Origin of the sequence: Eubacterium sp. BL-380-WT-2B (assembly GCF_009696115.1) — a bacterium.
In the GTDB taxonomy this organism is placed as follows: Bacteria; Bacillota; Clostridia; order Eubacteriales; family Eubacteriaceae; genus Eubacterium; species Eubacterium callanderi.
The window spans coordinates 183,035-199,373 of record NZ_VUMP01000007.1; the positions used below are offsets into that span (position 1 = coordinate 183,035).

A 16,339-nucleotide genomic window follows, 5' to 3' on the forward strand; every position below is an offset into this window, starting at 1 on the left:
AAGGGGCAGCATAAAACCCAACCCGTACCGTCACGATACGGGTTGGGTTTTTATAGCTTCTTCTCTATACTTCTTCTGGTGCAGGAACAGGAGCCGCTGTCCGGACTTCGGGCAGTTCCTCGGGGCAGAACAGCTTATCCACATCCACAGCACGTTTGTCAAATGCTGTGCACAGGCCCATGGTGGCCAGGGTGGCGGGCAGGCACAGGTAAATCATATCCGGTACAATGTGCACTGCCGGGAACAGCAGCCACAGCACCATAATGAGCAGGTTCACTACCACAGTGGCTGTGCAGGTACTCTTTCTCAGCAGCCTGGGACAGTAGATGGCCGACAGGAGAATAAAGCAGTAAGGCGTGTAGACCACGATGAGCTGCATCATAAAGCCCAGAATGGAACGGATATTCAGCGCCGCAAAGGCCCCCAGCACGCCAAAAATCACAATGATGGCCTTGGACATCAGCAGCTGGGTGCGGTCGTCCATATCCGGCCTGATCTGGCGCACGATAATGTCCTTGGTCGCCACGGTCGCCAGCCCCATCATGCAGGAGGTGGCTGTGGAGACATCAGCGGCCCAGAGGCCGGCAAGGGTAAATCCCGCGACCCAGGGGTTCAGGTTAGACATGAGCATGGGAAAGGCAAGGCTTGCGCTTTCCAGCTCCGGGAGCGTGGCCGCAGCCATAATCCCAATAAAGGCGCACAGGAAACCAATGGGAACGATCAGGACAGCAGCGATGATGGTTCCATACCTGGCGGCCTTCTCACTTCTGCCCGCCGCCGTGGCCTGGATCAGGCCCTGGTTAGGCGGGGACTGAATGACCATCGAGACCACCCACCCCACAATAATCACCGGTCCCACGCCCTCAAACAGGCTGAACCACTGGCTGCCCTGGGGCAGGCTCAAGGTAATGTGCTCCCAGCCGCCGCCATTGTTCAGGGCCGCAATAAAGCCTGCGATCACTCCCAGATAAATCATGACCACATTGATGACATTGGTCAGCGTTGCGCCCATATAGCCCCCAAAGAGGGCAATAGCTGTAAACACAAGGGCCGAGATGATAACCCCATTCGTCATATTAAAGTACTGGGGCAGCAGCGCCGTCAGAATCGCGCCGCCTGCAATGGCCTGCAGGGCGTTGATGCCAAAGGCTACCACCACCTGAATGACGCTGGATACAATACCGTCAAAGCGGTTAAACAAACGGATGAATATCTGGCTGGTGGTGCTGACGCCAGTGCGGCGCAGCTTTTTACACATGAGAAAGGCAAAAGCCAGAATTCCAATGGTCCAGGCAATATTGTACCAGACGGCTGAAAGGCCATTGGTGTAAGCACTCTCGGCAATACCGATGGTACCAGTACCGCCGATGGCGGTACCGGCCACCATGGCAGCCACCAAAAGGGTGGGCAGACGGTTGCCTGCCAGCAGAAAGCTGCTGGAACCACCCCTGGCCGACGACAATCTGCCGGACAGCAGGGAAATCCCAATCAGCAGGGCCATATAAACGATAATGATCGCAAAGGAAATATTCATCATGCCCTCCTCTATGCATATGAGCCGTATGTAACACTTCTATTGAAGCTGCGGCGCGTCCGATTTTTTCTTGCTGGCGGCAAAAATAATAATGGCTGAGATAACGCTGCCGGCAATCAGGCAGACGGCCGCAATCTGCCAGTCGGCCCGGGCCGAGGCCATCCCGAAAATCCCACGGATAAACTTCAGGATATAGGGTGACAGGAACTGGCCGATGCCTGTGCCGCAGGTGTAAACCGAAATGGCCAGGGCGGCGTATTTGGGACTGGCTGCCGATCCTGCAACCGCCATGGTAATGGCCGGGTTAAAGGTTCCGAAGCCAATGCCGAAGATCACCGCGGCCACCAGCATCACCGGGTAGCTGGGCGCTATGATCAGAATCACAAAGGCGATGCCCACACACAGTGCGCCAAAGGATGCGGCATACTGCTTCAGGAATTTAGACATGGAGCCATAAAGCATTCCAATAACAAAAGAGCCTGCTGTAAAGGTGCTGAGCACAAAGGAGGCCTGCCCGGCGTCACCGAGCTTGTCCGCGCTCATGACCATAGCCACATTGGTCATAAAACTGAACTGCATAATGTTCAGCAGCGCACAGAGCAGTGCCAGCACATAGGTCATGGTGGTCAGCTTCTTCTCCCGGACGGTTGAACCGTCAGCAGCCTTCTCTGCTTTCTTAACACCGGTATCCGGCAGTTTAAACCAGATTAATACCGCGATAGGGATAACCAGGAAAAATCCAAAAAAGGAAAAGCGCCAATTGTAGGCCGCCAAAAACCCGCCGAGAGACTGGAATACCACTCCGGCAGCAGCGCCGACAGCGCTCTTGAAGCCCATGAGCTTGTTGGCCTGTGTACCCATAAATAAATCGGTGATAACCGCAGAGGCCATGGGAAATACCATTCCGTAGCCTGCGCCAAAGACCACACGCATGGCAATCATAAAATTCAGATCGCCCACAAAGGCAGAAGGAATCCCGCCCACAAAAATCAGAAGCATGGAAATGGTAATGACCTTCTTAATACTCATGACCTGGGTCAGCTTACCGGCCACCAAGGCAAAGATTACCATCATTAAGGACGGTATGGTGGACAGCAGCTTGACCGTTTCCGGCGCAGCCGTCGGAAAAGCTTTGGCAATCTCGGCCAGAGCCGGGGTGGTCATGCTGGTGGTGTACATCAGCAGGGCGACAGACAGCGCGGCTATTTGTACGCCGACACCATATTTTTTTTCACTCATTTTAAGTCTCCTCAATTCATTTCTTTTAATTTTCGGATATGTTTGAATTATCCATGTTTAATAATAGCCGCGTTTAAATTTATTTTAATGATATATTGTTTTCGTAAATCTGTCAACTTTTATTTTCTTTTTCTTTAGTAAATTTTTTATAATTTTATTTAAATTCGCTATTTTAAGCCATTTTAAAAACTATTATTTCGTAAATCAAAAAATATTTTTTTGAAAACCGTTGACAAACCTCTAGAAAGAGATTATACTTTTCAATAAATCAACCGAGTTTAATTTTTGAAAGTGAGGAGAAATTATGACTGAAGCCATTAAGAAATTACAGGAAGAGCGTACCGGCCTGTTTGCAGACCTGTACCGGGGAAAAACCCCCAGGCGCGTCCCCATCCGGGGCGGGCTGACCACCGAAGCCGCCATCGAGTATGCGGGCATGGATATCAAGGAAACCCAGTGGCACTCCGAAAAAATGATCGACGTGATGCGCTACGCCGCCGAGCGGATTCCCACCGATGTGGCGCCAGTACGGCCCCATACCCTGCGCAATCCCTACAAATACCAGCTGCTGGGCGGCAAGACCATTGTCATGAACGAGGAGGGCTATGCACAGCACCCCGAGATCCACGGTCTCGAGCCTGGGGAATACCCCCAGTTTATTGAGGACCCTTACAAATGTATGCTGGAAACCATCCTGCCCAGGCTGTATGACGGCCTGAACCAGTCTCCGGTGCAGAATGCGCTGAACCTTGCCAAGGCCTACAAGATGCACAGCGACCAGGCCGCCCAGGGGATTGCCCAGGCCGCCCAGGTCAATGAGGAGTTCGGCTTTGCCACTGCGCCTCCCGGCGGCTTTACTGAAGCGCCCTATGATTTTATGGCAGATTTTATCCGCTCCTTCAGCGGCACCTCCAAGGATATCCGCAGGCACCCAAGAGAGCTCCTGGCCGCCTGTGAGGCCGTTACCCCCATTATGATCAACCAGGGGCTGGGGCCAGTGCGCACCGTTGACGCCCGCTGCTTCCTGCCCCTGCACATGGCGCCGTTTCTGAATATGAAGCAGTTTGAAAAATTCTACTGGCCAACCTTTAAGAAAACAATTGAAGCCCTCACCGATGCTGGCATGGGCGTAGATCTCTTCGTCGAGCAGGACTGGACGCGCTATCTGGACTTCCTGAGAGAACTGCCCGGACGCATTGTCATGCGCTTTGAATTCGGCGATCCCAAACAAATCAAGGAAAAGCTCGGAGACCGGCACATTATCGCCGGCCTCTACCCCATCGGCCTTTTAAAGACCGAGAGCAAAGAAAAATGTATTGATAAAGCCAAGGAGCTGTTGGACATCTGCGCGCCCGGCGGCGGTTTTATCTTTGATCTGGACAAGGATATCCTGTCCATGAGCAGTGCCAACATCGACAACCTCATCGCCGTTCAGGAGTATGTCCGTGAGCACGGCGCCTACTAAAAATCAGGAGGAAATTATGGAATCACAAGCTTACTACACCACCTGGGAGGACTACGTCAAGGAACATCCCGAAATCGCCAACGAAAACTACCACGCCGACATCATGCAGGCCTACGAGGAGGGCCTGTACAAATTTATCATCGGCCTGTTGATTTAAGAAAAGGAGAAATAAACATGAGTGAAGCAATGAAAAAACTACAGGAAGAACGAACCCAGCTGTTTACAGATTTATACACAGGCACTATCCCCAAAAGGATTCCCATCAGCGCCGCCCTGCCCCTCGAGCTGCGGATCGAGTACGCCGGCAAAGACCTGGGCCGCACCCAATGGACCCGGGAGGACATGCTCGACATCTATGAAAAATCCTTTGAGCTGACCGCCAGTGACGCCTACCCCTCCAGCTTTGCCACCTACCCGGCCCACCACCACCTGCTGGGCTCCAGGTCCTTTATGATGGGCTCCAAGGGCATTATCCAGCACCCCGAAGTCTCTGCCATGCAGCCCGAGGATTACGACGATTTTATCGCCAGCCCTTACGACTGTCTGATGGAAAAAATCTTCCCGCGCATCTATCCTGTGCTGGATACTGACCCGGTCAGCCGCTCACTGGCCCTTGCCAAAGCCACAAAGGCCTATTTTGAATACGCCGATTTTTACGCCGGTCTGGACGCACAGCTCATTGACAAATACGGCTTTTTTGCACCGCCTGCCGGCTCCGGCAGCGGCGGCACCACGCCCTTTGACCTTCTGTCCGATATTCTCAGAGGCTTTAAAGGCATTACCATGGACATTAAGCGCTGTCCCGAAAAAATCCTGGCCGCCTGCGACGCCATTCTGCCCCTGTCCATCAAAAAAGGCACGCCGGCTAAGCCGTCCCCGCTGGGCGCCAACTTCATCGCCCTGCACATGGCTACCTACCTGCGTACCAAAGATTTCGAAAAATATTACTGGCCCACCTTCTACAAGCTGGTCCACGGCCTGGCCGAAAAGGGACAGACCTGCCTCATCTTCTGTGAGGATAACTGGATGCGCTACCTGGATTACCTCTATGAGCTGCCCCAGGGCACCCGCTTCTACTTTGAGTACGGCGATCCCAGGCTCGTCAAGGAAAAGCTCGGCAAGAAACACATTATCTCGGGCTTCTACCCCATCACTTACCTTAAGACAGCCACTAAGGAGCAGTGCATCGACAAAGCCAAAGAGCTCATTGACATCCTGGCGCCAGGCGGCAACTACTTCTTCAATTTCGACAAAAGCCCCTACTCTCTGAATACCATTAACCCGGAAAACTACAAAGCCGTACTGGAATACGTCCGCGATAACGGCACCTACGAAAACGCCGGGCAGCAGGTCTGGGATAAGCCCAAAGAAGACACCATCGACCACGTGCTGGCAGACATACCTGAGTTCAGGAGCAAGTACTACACACCCTATGACACCTTTAAACAGGACCACCCCGCCCCCAGAGCTGACCTGGATGATGTGGTGGGCCAGAAAATGCAGCAGTACGAAGACATGCTCTTTCACATGCTTATGATGATGTGCTGATAAAAAAAGCAGAGACGGTTTCAGCCGCTCTGCTTTTTTGTTTACAGTACCTTAAAATTTTTCCCAACCGAGATTTCGATCCTATCCACAATCTCCCGCGACTGCTCAATATAGCCCTCGATCACATCATTGCCGATCTTCAGGCTCTGAAGCAGCAGCCGGATTTCTGTTTCCGCCAGATACTCGGATGAGCAGTCCAAAAAGCCCTCGTTTCTGGCCACATGCAGGCCGTGCACAGCTGACAGATTTGCCAGAGCCAGCGCCTTGACATCCACCCTGCTCAGGCCAAGCTTGTGGGCTTTGTTGATATTTTCGATAAAGCCCACAGAGGCGCTCTCTGTTTTCATAAAAATATTGGAATCGCACAGCTCGTGATAAAAACGGTTAAGCCCCTTATTGCGGTTGCAGTTCCGGTTCTGGAGCCGATATTCGATGGCCGTGCGCAAAAACAGATCGCTGTCCGGGAACTGGCTGGCAATGATGTTCTGGGTCTTCACTTTCATGGCCACCATGTACTCATTATAGACCTCAAGGGCCAGGTTGTTCTTGTTGCCAAAATAGTAGGAAACCATGGCCTTATTGGCGCCGGATTCCCTGGCGATCTCCGCCAGCGTAGTTTTTACAAAACCTTTTTCATAAAAAAGCTTTTTGGCGGTCGCGTATATTTTTTCTTTTGTCTCTAAGCCTGTTTTATAATTCGCCACAGATTTTTCCCCTTTTGCAGTTTCTTACCCTATTTTAGCATAAGCGGCTTTAGTTTTGCAGGGATTTTTTGAATCAGCCCGTATCGTGGCGATACGGGACGGGCTTTTCTCTCAGTCAGAGCCCCAGTATTTTTCTTCAAAGGCCTCTGGTGAGATGGGCCTTGAGATATAATAGCCCTGAATGCTGTCGGCCTCCAGGGCACAGACGGCCCTCAGCTCATCCTGCTCCTCAACGCCCTCCACACATACAGTAATGCCCACACTGTGGCACAGCTTGATAACCGATGCGATAAAGGAACGATTAAACACATTCTCATCCCTGTCGATGGCCTCGATAAACAACCGGTCAATCTTGACAATATCCGCCGGAGACTGAGACAGCATCCCCAGCGAGGAATAGCCTGTGCCAAAGTCGTCCATGGCGATCTGGATGCGCATACCGCGCAAATGCCTGAAAATTTCCTTGAGGCCGCCCATATCCGTTACAAAGCAGCTCTCCGTAAGCTCAAGCACGACATGCCGGGAATCCAGCCCGTTTTCCTTCAGCGTCTTTTCCACATGCTCGGCAAAGGATTCGTCCAGCATCTGGAGATAGGAAATATTGACGTTCATAATGAAATCCGGTTCTCTGTCCGACCACTTTTTGCAGGTCTTGACTGCCTGCTCCAGCACCCATTTGCCCACAGGCACAATGAGGCCGCTGGATTCTAAAAGCGGAATGAACTCAGCTGGCGTTACCTCGCCAAAGGGCTCGCCGGACCACCGCAGCAGCGCCTCGGCGCCCGCCAGGCCCAGATCCTTTGAGTGGGCAAAGGGCTGGTAAACCAGTCGGAAACCCTCCATGCCGTTCACCACACTCAGCTGCAGCCGGCTGGTCAGCTCCAATGCCCGCAGCTTTGAACGCATCAGCGCTGGCGTGTAGGCCGTCATGATATTTTTCCCCTTGGTCTTGGAGGCTTCAAGAGCACTGGACGCGCACTTGATCAGATCGGGATAGTTCTGGCTGTCCCGTCCCAGCAGCGTCATACCCGCAGACACCGTGCAGAAATATTCCTGGCCGTCCAGGGTGTGCACCCGGTTGCTATAGGCGTGCAGCCGTTTATAAATAGCCTCCAGCTCTTCCTCACCCGCGCCGGGGCAGACCACAGCAAACTCGTCCCCGTCAAACCGGTACATGCTGGCGCCCGGGGGCAGCAGCTGCTGAACCGTCTGGGCGAACTGGCGCAGCACCCCATCCCCGAAAAGATGGCTGTTAAGGTCATTAATCCGCACAAAATCATCCAGCCCCAGCAGCATCAGGCCGCCGGGCTTTTCCGCTTCCTTATCCAGCAGCTCACTGATCTCCTTCTCACATTCCCTGTAAGTAAAAAGGCCGGTGGTGTAGTCGATCTTGCCCATTTTTCCCAGGTCTGTCACTACTCCCGCAAACATGGCCGGCTGGTTTTGGGCGTTCTTCTGCAAAACGCCGCGGCAGAGCACCCATATATACTCGCCTTTGCGGTTACGCACCTGGTATTCCACATGATGAATGTCTGTATCGCCCCGCAGCATTTCATCAATGCTTTCGTTATAGCGGGGACGGTCCTTTTCATGAACCAGCTCACCCCACATAGGCACCAGGCCCTTAAACTGCCGGCCGGGCAGTTCAAAGTCCCTTTCCATGTTCGGAGAAACCAGGGCCATGTCGGTATTCATGTCCACAATATAGACGCAATCATCCGTACTTCGGATGATCGCGCTGTAAAAAAGGGCAGGGTCAACCGTAAATGTTTCAAAAAAATTGTCTGACTGTGCCATCATTATTCGATCCCCTCTAAAAAATGTACTGCTTCTTCAACTGTTTTTCAAACCTGCCGGACGTTCCATACAACGCCCTCAGGCCGCTCCCCAGCCCGCCTGACTTTTCCAAATCTTATTTATATATTATATCAGACGTGATCAAGATACGCAATAAAAGCCTGCGCAATTCAAAGGGTATCGCGCCGGTACGGGTTGTTTTTTCAATCCTGCGCTTCCCAAATCCGCTGAAACCCCTCCAGCACCATCTGGGCCCGTTCGTACCCCAGCTCGTTCTGGCTGCCGCTCTGGCAGGTTTTGATCGCAAAATCGCCTGCGAGATAAATGCTGCCTATATCGGTCTGCAGGTCCATGTCTTCATCAAAAAAATGGAAATTATAAAAACTGTAGGCGTCGTCATAATTTCGTCGGTTGTCTGTAAACTTGACGCTTATGCGTGTTTTTACCGGCACCATCAGCGCGCCTGCCCCCGCCAGATAGGGATAGCCCTTTTCCATGCCCAGCCATTTTGTCATATACTGGCGGTATATGGTTTCGCTCAGACACCGCGCCCGCATCATTCTCTTGATATAATCCCGGGGGCCGATGCCGCCGGCCAGACAGCTGGTCACGCATCCTGCTTCCAGGTAGTGGATACGGCTGTTATTGCCATAATCATCATAGATCGCTTCTATAAAAAGTATATTTTTACTGCTCAAAGCTTTGTTAACAGATTCACTTGTCCTCTTCATGGTTTTTCTCCCTTAAATTTTGATAATAAAAAAACAGAAAGCACTTAAGCCTTCTGTTCCAGTGGGTGACAGCAATTCCCCATTCGACAGCATGTCTATTGAATTGTCATTTTTTATAATTTTTAGTGTGTGCAGAGCCCGTTTTCATCTCACAAAATATAAGATACTTTGTTTTTTACTAAATTTTCTTAAGTATATCGTATACACGAAGAATTGTCAACAAGATTTTTTATAAAAATAATATTTATCTTTTCTTCTTTTAGTAAATTATATAAAAACAACCCGTATCGCTGCGATACGGGTTGTTTTTTTTGTTATGCGGCAATGCCTTTTTCTTCTGCATCGGCCATTTGGGCCACCTTATACTCAGCCAGGCGGTCCCGCCAGACGCTGCCGGCGTTCTGGATACCCAGAAGATCTGGATCAAAAACGGGCTCCAGCCCCAGTTTTTTCTGGCGCTCGTAATCCTTGAAGATTGCCAGACCCTGATTACTTAAAATCAACACTGCAATTACATTAAGCCAGGTCATGAGCCCACAGCCGATGTCCCCCATGGTCCACACTACAGACACAGCCTGCAGGCAGCCCTGAAAAGCGGCCAGGATAAAAATACCCCGGAACACATAAAGGAAAGGCTTGTTGCTCTTCATCCAGGCTTTGGTTTCATGAAAAACGTACACCAGGTTGCTTTCGGCATAATAGTAATAGGCCAGGAGGGCAATGAAAGCAAAAAGCAGAATGGAAACAGCGATAAAAGGTGCTCCGAAGCCTGGAAAGATGGTGTCAATGGCCCCATGCACATAAGCGACGCCGTATTCCTTGCCGGGCATGCCCTCAAACAGGAAGCCACCTGCCGGGCCGACCACATTGTAACAGCCCGTCAGCAGAATCATAAAAGCCGAGGTGGTGCAGACCAGGATGGTACCCGCGTATACACTCAGGCAGGAGGCCAGCCCCTGCTTTACCGGGTGCGATACATCGGCAGAGCCTGCCATGATGGCCGAGGTTCCCTGCCCCGCCTCATTGGCAAATACGCCGCGCATGACCCCCTTGGAAAGGGCTGCGCCGGCCAGCGCGCCAAAAACCGGCTGGACACTGAAGGCAGACTGGACAATCATCATAAACACGCCGGGCACCTTGCTGATGTTAGCCCCGATGATGATAAAGGAGACCAGCAGATAGGCACAGGCCATAAAGGGCGAAACCTTTTCCGCGACAGCCGAGATGCGTTTCACACCGCCGAAGATACAAATTCCGACCACCACTGCCAGCACAATGGCAATGATAAGGGTATTCCAGCCAAAGGCCTGGTTCAGGCTTGAGGTAATGTTGTAGGACTGGACACCCGGCATCAGGATGCCTGGCGCCAGAATGGTGACCAGGGCAAAGGCCTTGGCGTACCATTTTTTACCGATCCCCTTTTCGATATAGTAGGCCGGGCCGCCTCTGAACTCGCCATTGACCGTGATCTTATAAGCCTGGGCCAGGGTAGACTCGATGAGGGCGATGGCTGTCCCAAACAGCGCCACTACCCAGAGCCAGAAAATGGCGCCGGGGCCGCCCAGGGCAATGGCGGTGGCCATGCCGGCGATGTTGCCCACGCCCACACGGCCAGCAGCGGTCATGATAAAGGCGCGGAGACCGGAGACCCCCTCATCGGTGCCCTTGCCCTTGTTGTCACCCAGCAGCCGGAACATCTCCTTGATAAGCCGCAGCTGAGGAAATTTCATCCGCACCGAAAAATAGATGCCGGCGCCCAGAATCAGGATAATCAGCGGAATACTCCAGACCATATCGTTGACACTTGTTACAATACTCTCTAACATAATTTTCCCTCTCGTTTACTGGCAAAGCCGCTGTCATTTTTCCATACAGCGGCTGGCAGCGCATCATTAGTGTTTAATCCTCAAAATAGCCGGCCGGGTATAGCGGGTATCTGGAAATCAATGCCCGGGCTTGTGCCTTACAGGCGTCCAGATTTGTCATGTTTTCAGGGTCCTTTGCGACCTTATCCATGATCTCAGCGATTTCTTTGATAGCGTCCTCCTCCAGGCCGCGCTGGGCAGTGGAGGTCAGTCCGATTCTTACGCCGCTGCACACAAAGGGGCTTTCCTCGTCAAAGGGAATCATGTTCTTATTCACCGTAATGCCCACGTATTCCAGCGCCTGCTCAAAGCTCTTTCCCGTCAAACTCTTTGGTCTTAAATCAACCATGACGATATGGTTGTCTGTGCCCCCGCTGATGATGCGGAAGCCGTAGCTCTGAAGCTCCTCAGCCAGGGTTTTGGCGTTGCGGACAACACGTTCCATGATTTCCCTGAACTCTGGTGTGCCGATATATTTGAAGGAATAGGCCTTGGCGGCAATGGTGTTCAGATGGATGGAGCCCAGAGTCCCCGGGAATACGGATTTGTTCAGAGCCTTCTCGTATTCCTTCTTGCAGAAAACCATACCGGCGCGCGGGCCGCAGAAGGTCTTGGTAGTGGAGGAGGAGACAAAATCGCAGTGCGGAATCGGGCTTGGGATAACCTTGGCCCCGACCAGGCCCGCGATGTGAGCCATGTCATTCATCAAAATCGCGCCGCAGTTCTTGGCGATTTTGGCCATGCGCTCATAGTCGATGAGTCTCGGGTAAGAGCTGGCGCCGGTGATTAAAAGCTTTGGCTTATAGGCCATGGCCTGATCCTCCAGTGCGTCATAGTCGATGATCTCGGTCTCCTTATCAACCCCGTAAAAGTCATATTCATAAACCTTTCGTAGGAAATTCACCGGGGAACCATGGGTCAGATGGCCGCCCTGGTCCAGGCGCATGCTCAAGATTTTATCGCCTGGGTTCAACACCGCGTTAAATACGCAGTAGTTAGCGGTTGATCCGGAGTAGGGCTGTAAATTAACATACTCGGCGCCGTAAAGCTCCAGCGCGCGGCGGCAGGCCAGGCTTTCGATGGCGTCCGCCTGTTCGGAGCCAGCCTGGAAGCGGTTTCCCGGCAGCCCTTCCTCAGTCTTGTTGGTGAAGACACAGCCGCTCAGCTCCATGACTGGCGTGGGCGCGGTGCTCTCAGACGCGATCATTTCGATGTTGTGTTCCTGGCGGTCAAGCTCTGCCTCTACGATGGAATAGACTTCCGGGTCCAGTACCCTTGTTGTTTTTAACATTTCAATACCTCACTTTGTTCTCTGTGTTTGTTTTCGATGATCTCATTCTAACACGATTACAAAGCGCGATCTATGAAGAGAATTGTCGGTTTCCTGATCATTTTTATCCAGTTGACATAAAAATAGCTGTCACCATAATATTGTGACAGCTTATGTTTTTTATTTCTTCAGATAATCTGACGGCATGTGCCCGGTCTGATCCTTGAACTTTTTATAAAAATAATTTACATTCTCATAGCCTGCCTGTTTGGCTACCTCCTGTATATTGTAGGATCCGTTCTTCAGCAGCTCGACCGCATGCTCAATCCGGATTTTATTCACATAACTGATGAGGTTGGTATCCACATAGCGCTTAAACTGTTTGGACAGGTAGCTGGCCGTTACATGAAACTGCTCCGACAGCAGCTGGAGCTCAATCTTATCGCTAAAATGGGTGTGGATGTATTCCAGCACCTGATTGACCAGATCATTGCCTGTAAAATTCCAGCCTACAGACCGGAGCAGGGCCTGGGTAAACTGCTCATACTCGATGGGCTTGAGGATGATGTCCCTGGCGCCCATGCGCAGGGCCCGCTGGGCATACTCGAAGGATTCATAAGCGGTGATGACCACAATCTTCACATCCATTTGAAGAGCCTCCAGAGCTTCCATGACCTCAAAGCCGTCCATAAGGGGCATCTTGATGTCTAAAAACACTAGATCCGGCTCCTTTTTGCGGATCATCTGCAGGGCGCTCTCTCCGTCAAGGGCAATGCCCTCAACCTGAAGCGGCAGCTTCTCCCGCTCAATAAAATGCTGTATGATCTTTGAAACGGCCTTTTCATCGTCCGCGATAACCACTTTAATCATCATTCTCCACTTCTTTCTGATATGAGTAGGGTAATTCCAGAATAATCCATGTCCCAATGCGCTCATCGGAGTACACATTCATTGAAAAATCCGGGCCGAAGCGCATTTTCAGCTTGGCATAAATCAGCGACAGGCCATGCTCGCTGCCCGAGGGCAGGCTGTCGTTTATTCGGTTCAGGGTGCCATAATCAATGACCGCACCGTTGTTATAAATGGAAATCAGCACCTTGCTGCCGCTGGGCTGCGCGGTGATGGACAGCCGCCTTTTCAGGTTGTTGGTGTCAAAGCCGTGGGTGAAGGCATTCTCGACGATGGGCTGCAGAAAGTTAAAGGGCACCAGCCAGTCATCGAGCTGGGCATTGATTTTGATGTCAACCTGAAGGCTGTCCTCGTATCGCAGCTTCTGGAGCTTCAGGTAGGTTTTCAGATAGGCCGCCTCATGGCTGAAGGGCACAAACTGCTCCTTGGTCTTGGTGGTGTAGCGGAACATCTTGGACAGGTCGATGATGGCATCGTACAGCTCCTCGGCATCCTTATCCAGTGCCATGCCCGCCATGCAGTTCAGGGTGTTGAACAGGAAATGGTGGTTGATGCGCAGGTCGGTCACGATATTCTGGGCGGCCTTGAGGTTTTTCTCCAAGCGCTTGCTGTATTGCTGGGCGTCGTCAATATCCCGCTCCTTGGCCTCCAGCACCCTGCGGGCATCACTGAACACGCAGAAGCTCACAATATGCTCGGCAATCCTTCTGAGCAGCATGCGGATGCTCAGGGCTGTGCTCTCCGGCGTATCATACAGCTCCTCGGTGCGGTCGCTGGTCTTGCCCTCGCTTTTCATGGTGGACAGCAGGATATAACCGCCCTGAATCACACCGATGCACCGGTTTTCATGCACGATGGGCTGCTGGTACAGGGTCAGGCCGTAGGGGCAGACAAACTGGCGGTATTCCCAGGGCTCGCTCAGGTTTGACTGCCCCATGCCGCGGCAGGGACAGCCGCTGTTGGCCAGCGGGTTGCAGTGCTCTGTGCAATAATCCGGAAAGCAGCTGGTCTGCAGCACCGTCTTGCCCGCAGTGTCGTAGATGGTCAGGGGCAGGTTGAGCGGGTCGATGGACTGCTGGCGAACGCCCTCCACAGCCGCGTACAGGGTATCGTCTGACGGCGCTCCCAGGTTTACCAGGGTGTCGATGGAGATCTCCTCTGCGCCGTATACGGGATTGGAGACCAGCAGCTCCCTTATCTGTCCATCGGTGGGGTTATAGACCTCATGGGAGCTTCCGGCCTCCATATAGAAGATCTGCCCGGGCTCAGGCTCGATGCGCTCACCGTTGATGTAGTAAATGCCCCTGCCCTGCAGCACGTAAAGCAGCTGCTCCTGCCCGTAGTGCACATGCTCGGCCAGATGCCTGCCGGGCTCGATCACCACAATGCCAATATTCATATTCTGTCTTGGGTTATTCTCTGTCTTGACATGCTTCCAGTCTATATAGCCCCACTCCATTACCTGAACCGCCATACCAATTCCTCCTTTGCTAAAGATTATATCATACCTGCTCTCTCTTATTTTTGTCCTTTTTTTTAACAAATTTGCCCAATCAAAAAAAGCCGCCCGCTGGCAGCCCTTTTTTACCGCTCCATCATCTCACCGAAGGTAGTGGCGTATCTTAAGCGCCGCACCACATTTCTCTGCGATCCGCCCGCAGGCGGCCTGGTCCTCCTCGCTCATGGTGTCGATAATGGTCATATAGACTTTTGCAAAACGCGCGGCGTTTTCCGCGAAGCGGAGCATGTGCTCAAAGGCGTCCTCTGCCTGGGGGCGGCACAGGGCGTTGTATTCCTCTGCGTCTGGCGCGTTCAGGCTCACAGATACCACGTCTACAAGGCCGGCAAACCAAGGGGTGACATCCTCACCGTACAAGGTACCGGCCAGGCCGTTGGTGTTCAGCCGGACTGCGACGCCGTATTCCCGCTTCAGCACCCGCGCGATCGCAAGAATATCCTTTAGGCGGCAGGTCGGCTCTCCGTAGCCGCAAAAGACCACCTCGTCATACTTTGCCATATCCCGCGCGCGGATATCGGATAGAATTTCCTCCACTGACGGCTCCCGCTCAAGCCACAGCTCGTCCATACGGCTGGCTGCCTCCTCCCGGTTAAACCTGTGGCAGAACACGCAGCGGTTATTGCAGCGGTTGGTGGCATTCACGTACAGTGCCTTTTTATCTTTATAGGCCGTACTCTCTGTTTCATAGGTAATGACCATGTAAGTTTCACTCCTGTCTTTGATGTTAAAATGATACCATTTCAGGGCTGAGGTTTCTATGATCAATTATGTCAGAATATGGATCATTTTTGACTTTTTTTAACCATACTTTATAGCATGTACCCTGAATTTCGGCCGCAACGCAAAAATCAACCCGTATCGCCGCGATACGGGTTGATTGGCAAACTCCTAGGAACGGTTTGGTAAACTGCTGAACACTCCGGTCTTTTTTAGAACAAAAGCCAGAATTATCATAATAATATTTATAATAAAAAGGACAGCGCTGCCTTCTATTTTATAAATACCTCCTGTCAATATCGAGTTTCCTGTAAAAACAGCGTTCAGCAAATGCGGATAATCATCTGCCAGGGACAAGCAGTTTAAGATGATGCCGCCAATCGTATTCCATATAAAGTGAAAAACAATTGGGGCAAGCAAAGATCCGGTATATTCAAGCATTCCAGTTATAATTAAGCTAATGGATAAAATATTCAGAACTGGAAAAATTCCTGTCTCAAAAGCAGAGACATGCATCAATGTGAATAAAGCAGTCGTAATTACGGTTGCCCATCCCCTGTTGTAATTTACCTTGATAAGCTGGTACAAATAGCCGCGAACCAATAATTCCTGCATGATCGTATTTAACAGTGCTGAAATTATCCAAAGCCAGAGAAAAGATACTGTATTGGTACCATCGAATTTTAAGACACCGGCTCCCATAAGAAGCGCGACCGTTATCCCCAGCCATATTAACGCTGCTGCAATCCCAAAGCATGTACTGAAAAGAGGTCTTTTTACCAAATAAAGACTGATGTTTTTTTTATCAATAAATCCAAAAACAAAGGTCATGATCACGATACTCACTAATGGGATAAGTTCTGCCCAAAGCCGGTAAACAGCAGGATTTTCATTCTCTGGCATAGGTATCATAAATATACAGATGACCCATCCCGCAAAGAATAAAATAAACCTCAAAAATACCTTGGAGAATTTCTTTACTTTTTCTTTTTTCGATAACATCATTTTTACACTTTCTCAATGACTCTGGCATTCTAAGCC

At 51.5% G+C, this 16,339-nt stretch carries 14 protein-coding genes; 3 read left to right on the forward strand and 11 right to left on the reverse strand.

Annotated elements, in window-relative coordinates:
* Positions 1-64: 64 nt before the first annotated feature.
* Entirely contained in the window at positions 65-1,534 is a 1,470-nt protein-coding gene (locus FYJ53_RS15320) for a sodium:solute symporter family protein (RefSeq protein ID WP_187367886.1), read from the reverse strand.
* Between the two features lie 39 nt (positions 1,535-1,573).
* Complete coding sequence (locus FYJ53_RS15325; protein ID WP_148427466.1) at positions 1,574-2,773, reverse strand: MFS transporter; 1,200 nt, start codon at positions 2,771-2,773, stop codon at positions 1,574-1,576.
* 304 nt (positions 2,774-3,077) lie between these two features.
* Here FYJ53_RS15325 and FYJ53_RS15330 point away from each other — a divergent pair, with 304 nt between their 5' ends.
* The 3 genes from FYJ53_RS15330 to FYJ53_RS15335 are packed head-to-tail and all read left to right on the forward strand — an operon-like array spanning position 3,078 to position 5,786.
* Entirely contained in the window at positions 3,078-4,238 is a 1,161-nt protein-coding gene (locus FYJ53_RS15330; RefSeq protein WP_148427465.1) for a uroporphyrinogen decarboxylase family protein, read from the forward strand.
* A gap of 16 nt (positions 4,239-4,254) precedes the next feature.
* Positions 4,255-4,395, forward strand: a complete 141-nt coding sequence (locus tag FYJ53_RS21195) for a hypothetical protein (protein ID WP_013379218.1) — start codon at positions 4,255-4,257, stop codon at positions 4,393-4,395.
* A 17-nt stretch (positions 4,396-4,412) separates the two neighbouring features.
* The gene (locus FYJ53_RS15335) at positions 4,413-5,786 is read left to right on the forward strand and encodes a uroporphyrinogen decarboxylase family protein (RefSeq protein ID WP_148427463.1); all 1,374 of its coding nucleotides are present in this window, start codon (positions 4,413-4,415) and stop codon (positions 5,784-5,786) included.
* Positions 5,787-5,827: 41 nt separating this feature from the next.
* Here FYJ53_RS15335 and FYJ53_RS15340 read toward each other — a convergent pair whose 3' ends face one another.
* The 9 genes from FYJ53_RS15340 to FYJ53_RS15380 all read right to left on the reverse strand — a co-directional run bounded on the left by FYJ53_RS15340 (position 5,828) and on the right by FYJ53_RS15380 (position 16,303).
* A complete protein-coding gene (locus FYJ53_RS15340) occupies positions 5,828-6,490 on the reverse strand; it encodes a TetR/AcrR family transcriptional regulator (protein WP_013379216.1) in 663 nt (220 codons plus the stop codon).
* Positions 6,491-6,601: 111 nt separating this feature from the next.
* Positions 6,602-8,290 (reverse strand): GGDEF and EAL domain-containing protein, encoded by a 1,689-nt coding sequence (locus FYJ53_RS15345; protein ID WP_148427461.1) that lies wholly within the window; start codon positions 8,288-8,290, stop codon positions 6,602-6,604.
* Between the two features lie 200 nt (positions 8,291-8,490).
* Positions 8,491-9,018, reverse strand: a complete 528-nt coding sequence (locus FYJ53_RS15350) for a hypothetical protein (RefSeq protein WP_090410995.1) — start codon at positions 9,016-9,018, stop codon at positions 8,491-8,493.
* A 314-nt stretch (positions 9,019-9,332) separates the two neighbouring features.
* Entirely contained in the window at positions 9,333-10,844 is a 1,512-nt protein-coding gene (locus FYJ53_RS15355; protein WP_148427459.1) for a sodium:alanine symporter family protein, read from the reverse strand.
* A gap of 73 nt (positions 10,845-10,917) precedes the next feature.
* Positions 10,918-12,174 (reverse strand): serine hydroxymethyltransferase, encoded by a 1,257-nt coding sequence (gene glyA / locus FYJ53_RS15360; protein WP_013379212.1) that lies wholly within the window; start codon positions 12,172-12,174, stop codon positions 10,918-10,920.
* Positions 12,175-12,333: 159 nt separating this feature from the next.
* Positions 12,334-13,026 carry a response regulator gene (locus FYJ53_RS15365; protein WP_227162929.1) on the reverse strand — a complete coding sequence of 231 codons (693 nt, stop codon included), beginning with the start codon at positions 13,024-13,026 and terminating at the stop codon, positions 12,334-12,336.
* Positions 13,016-14,536 (reverse strand): histidine kinase, encoded by a 1,521-nt coding sequence (locus tag FYJ53_RS15370; RefSeq protein WP_090410993.1) that lies wholly within the window; start codon positions 14,534-14,536, stop codon positions 13,016-13,018. The genes FYJ53_RS15365 and FYJ53_RS15370 overlap by 11 nt, the downstream gene beginning before the upstream one ends.
* A 126-nt stretch (positions 14,537-14,662) precedes the next feature.
* Entirely contained in the window at positions 14,663-15,280 is a 618-nt protein-coding gene (locus tag FYJ53_RS15375; protein WP_148427457.1) for a TatD family nuclease-associated radical SAM protein, read from the reverse strand.
* A 189-nt stretch (positions 15,281-15,469) separates the two neighbouring features.
* Positions 15,470-16,303 carry a CPBP family intramembrane glutamic endopeptidase gene (locus FYJ53_RS15380; RefSeq protein WP_148427456.1) on the reverse strand — a complete coding sequence of 278 codons (834 nt, stop codon included), beginning with the start codon at positions 16,301-16,303 and terminating at the stop codon, positions 15,470-15,472.
* Positions 16,304-16,339: the final 36 nt, after the last annotated feature.

Bases quoted from the DNA above. Each gene is read 5' to 3' on its own strand.
- FYJ53_RS15350 (WP_090410995.1), bottom strand. From the start codon at position 9,018: ATGAAGAGGACAAGTGAATCTGTTAACAAAGCTTTGAGCAGTAAAAAT.
- FYJ53_RS15365 (WP_227162929.1), bottom strand. From the start codon at position 13,026: ATGATGATTAAAGTGGTTATCGCGGACGATGAAAAGGCCGTTTCAAAG.
- FYJ53_RS15325 (WP_148427466.1), bottom strand. From the start codon at position 2,773: ATGAGTGAAAAAAAATATGGTGTCGGCGTACAAATAGCCGCGCTGTCT.
- FYJ53_RS15370 (WP_090410993.1), bottom strand. From the start codon at position 14,536: ATGGCGGTTCAGGTAATGGAGTGGGGCTATATAGACTGGAAGCATGTC.
- FYJ53_RS15375 (WP_148427457.1), bottom strand. From the start codon at position 15,280: ATGGTCATTACCTATGAAACAGAGAGTACGGCCTATAAAGATAAAAAG.
- glyA (WP_013379212.1), bottom strand. From the start codon at position 12,174: ATGTTAAAAACAACAAGGGTACTGGACCCGGAAGTCTATTCCATCGTA.
- FYJ53_RS15345 (WP_148427461.1), bottom strand. From the start codon at position 8,290: ATGATGGCACAGTCAGACAATTTTTTTGAAACATTTACGGTTGACCCT.
- FYJ53_RS21195 (WP_013379218.1), top strand. From the start codon at position 4,255: ATGGAATCACAAGCTTACTACACCACCTGGGAGGACTACGTCAAGGAA.
- FYJ53_RS15330 (WP_148427465.1), top strand. From the start codon at position 3,078: ATGACTGAAGCCATTAAGAAATTACAGGAAGAGCGTACCGGCCTGTTT.
- FYJ53_RS15380 (WP_148427456.1), bottom strand. From the start codon at position 16,303: ATGATGTTATCGAAAAAAGAAAAAGTAAAGAAATTCTCCAAGGTATTT.
- FYJ53_RS15335 (WP_148427463.1), top strand. From the start codon at position 4,413: ATGAGTGAAGCAATGAAAAAACTACAGGAAGAACGAACCCAGCTGTTT.
- FYJ53_RS15355 (WP_148427459.1), bottom strand. From the start codon at position 10,844: ATGTTAGAGAGTATTGTAACAAGTGTCAACGATATGGTCTGGAGTATT.
- FYJ53_RS15320 (WP_187367886.1), bottom strand. From the start codon at position 1,534: ATGAATATTTCCTTTGCGATCATTATCGTTTATATGGCCCTGCTGATT.